The 2863-nt window shown below is 51.0% G+C and carries 2 protein-coding genes; both read right to left on the reverse strand.

Annotated elements, in window-relative coordinates:
• Positions 1–55 precede the first annotated feature (55 nt).
• A complete protein-coding gene (locus HMPREF0080_RS06250; RefSeq protein ID WP_006790494.1) occupies positions 56–1336 on the reverse strand; it encodes an S-layer homology domain-containing protein in 1281 nt (426 codons plus the stop codon).
• 427 nt (positions 1337–1763) lie between these two features.
• A partial coding sequence (locus tag HMPREF0080_RS06260) for a hypothetical protein (RefSeq protein WP_006790496.1) occupies positions 1764–2863 on the reverse strand: 1100 nt, incomplete at its 5' end.

Here is a 2863-nt window from a genome sequence, read left to right on the forward strand (position 1 = left end):
GCTCACAAAAACGGCCGCTCTTTCGAGCGGCCATCCTGCAATTTCCATCATTTGCTTAGAATGCGAATACAAATTGCGCACGTGTGAGTTCACTAGGATCCTTGGTATCGTCTTTCGTCTTGGAAGAGAAGGACTGCATAACCTGGAACTGCGCATTTTTGGCAAAGGTGTAGTCCGCACCGACGCCCCACGTTTCAATACCGTGTGACTTGCCGAGAAGGCTGTCCGTTCTCCAGTTGCCGGTAGAACCGTAAATACCGTTCTGTTCGGCATTGAGGTAATCTACCCAAAGATCCCACGATTTCGGCTGCGCGAAAGTCGCCTTGCCGTACTGGAGTTTTGCAAGGTACACATCGGCGTCTTTTGTGTTATCCCTATTGTTTACGTTCTGGTATTCACCGAAGAGATTCCATTTGTTGCCGAAGTTCATGCTTGCATACGCGCCCCAGAGGTCATCCGGGCTGTCTATCGGAGTGCCGGCCGGCTGTCCGCTGACGTTGAAGCTGTTATAGAAAACGCCCAGCTTGGAACCTGCCGCGGAACCGCCGCCGAAGAAGCCTTCCAATTCACCGTACCCGGTCTTGACATTGTTCAGGCCGCCTTCCTTAAATTTACCGTAGCCGGCGGTTGCGGCGAACTTATCGTTCTGATACTTCAATTCCGCGCCGTCGAATACGTCGCCGTACTGAATACCGGACGCATTGCCCAGTTCATAATCGTAACGGCCCGCCATGACATTCCAGTTCTTGTCGCCGCCGAGTTTGTAATTGACATAAGCGCGATCTACAAAGAAATTGTCATCGTCGCCAGACGATGCGGAGGATGCGTTGTTGAAATTATTTCTGTACTGGATCCCCAGGACCGCATCGGCACGGTCGTTGATGCGCGCGTTGGCACGGAGACGGCCGCGGAACTGCCAGGAACCGTCATCCTTGTTGGATGTGCCGTTCTGGTTCATGTAACGGATACGGGCGTCACCCGTCAGTTTAACGTTGCCTACGCGTTCTTCCAGATTGGATACGCGCACGCCGAGGTTGTTGAGCTCATCGGAGAACTCGTTCGCCAGTTTGTTGATAAGAGCGCGCTGTTCCGCGTTGGCACGATCTTCGTGCGCCATCGCTTTGGCCACGATTTCCGCCGCTTCATAGCGGGTGATATTGCGTTCGCCCTGGAAGTGGACGCCGTCCACGCCCTGGATGATGCCGGAATTTGCGAGCTGTACTACAGAGTTGTAGGCCCAGCTGTCCTGCGGTACGTCTTCAAACGGATTGGCTGCCAAGGCGGTCGTGCCTACAGCCATGGTTGCTACGAGTGCTGCCAGAAGTTTCTTGTTCATAGTAAAGTCTCCTTTTCAGTAAATGTATATTCTTGCATAGTTACAGTTCGGAAAATATACCTTTACCGTCAGGGGTCATCGGCGAGTTGTCCATGTTTCCTCTCTTTTACTGCCTGACTCAAGTATATTTATTTTCCTGATAATCCGTTGCCTGAACTGTGTCCACCAACGGATCTTGTAGTGAGTATACCGCAGAAAAGAAAACTTGTCAAAGCCTTTGAGTTTCCATGTTCATGTAATTTCTGTCACAGGTTTATCCCCTTTTATACAGGAATTTTTGCATAATTTATCATCGCCCGTATATGTGGAAACTTTCCGTACGGCATAAGTACCGCAGGCATGCCTTTTTTCACGCCTGTCATATTTCTGTAAAATACGCGCAAAAAGACCGCCCGTATGGGCGGTCTTTTTACTTTCAAACGATTGATTAGAATACGAATACGAACTGTGCACGTGTGAGTTCGTCACGATCTGCATCCGTGCTCTTAACTTTGGAATTAAAGGTCTGGAATACCTGGAACTGCGCATTCTTGGCGAAGGTATAGTCCGCACCGACACCCCAAGACTTCGTATCGTCTACGTTGTTTCTCCAGTTGCCTGTCGCACCGTCGTCTGCCGTACCACTAGCCGCATTGATATAGTCGACCCAAATATCCCAAGACTTCGGCTGCGTGAACATAGCCTTGCCGTACTTCAGCTTGCCGATATAAGCATTAGCATGTTCGGAATCATTCTTTACGCGATAGCCTTCGAAGTTGAAGTTCCAGTTCTTCGCAAAGTTGATACTCGTGTAAGCGCCCCAAAGATCCACATCCTCAGGACCGTTGTCGGAGAAATCATTGTAGTACACGCCTATGCGGGAACCGGCCGCGGAGCCGCCGCCGAAGAAACCTTCCAATTCACCGTAACCGGTCTTAGTATTATTCAGTTCACCTTCTTTAAATTTGCCGTAGCCTGCCGTTGCGGCGAATTTATCGTTCTCATATTTCAGCTGAGCACCGTCAAACGCTTCACCGTATAAGAGACCGCTGTTGTTGCCCAGTTCATAGTCGTAGCGGCCGACCATGACATCCCAGTTCTTGTCGCCACCGAGCTTGTAATCCACATAAGCACGGTCAACATAGAACTTGTCTTTGCTGTCCGATGGCTCGGACGCAGGCGTATTATTGCTAAATTTATTCACATAGTTTACGCCCAATACGGCCGTTGCACGGTCGTTGATCATGGCGTTGGCACGGAGACGGCCGCGGAACTGCCAAGAGTTGTCATTCTTCTGGCCTTCGTCCTTCTGGTGCATGTAACGGATACGAGCGTCACCCGTCAGTTTAACGTTGCCTACGCGGTCTTCCAAGTTGGATACGCGCACGCCGAGGTTGTTGAGTTCGTCGGAGAATTCGTCGGCCAGTCTGTTGATGAGCGCGCGCTGTTCCGCATTGGCACGGTCTTCATGAGCCATCGCTTTAGCCACGATTTCAGCCGCTTCGTAACGGGTGATGTTGCGTTCGCCCTGGAAGTGGACGCCGTCCA

It is taken from the genome of Megasphaera geminata F0357, assembly GCF_000239275.1.
Taxonomy (GTDB): Bacteria; Bacillota; Negativicutes; order Veillonellales; family Megasphaeraceae; genus Megasphaera; species Megasphaera geminata.

Bases quoted from the DNA above. Each gene is read 5' to 3' on its own strand.
- HMPREF0080_RS06250 (WP_006790494.1), bottom strand. From the start codon at position 1,336: ATGAACAAGAAACTTCTGGCAGCACTCGTAGCAACCATGGCTGTAGGC.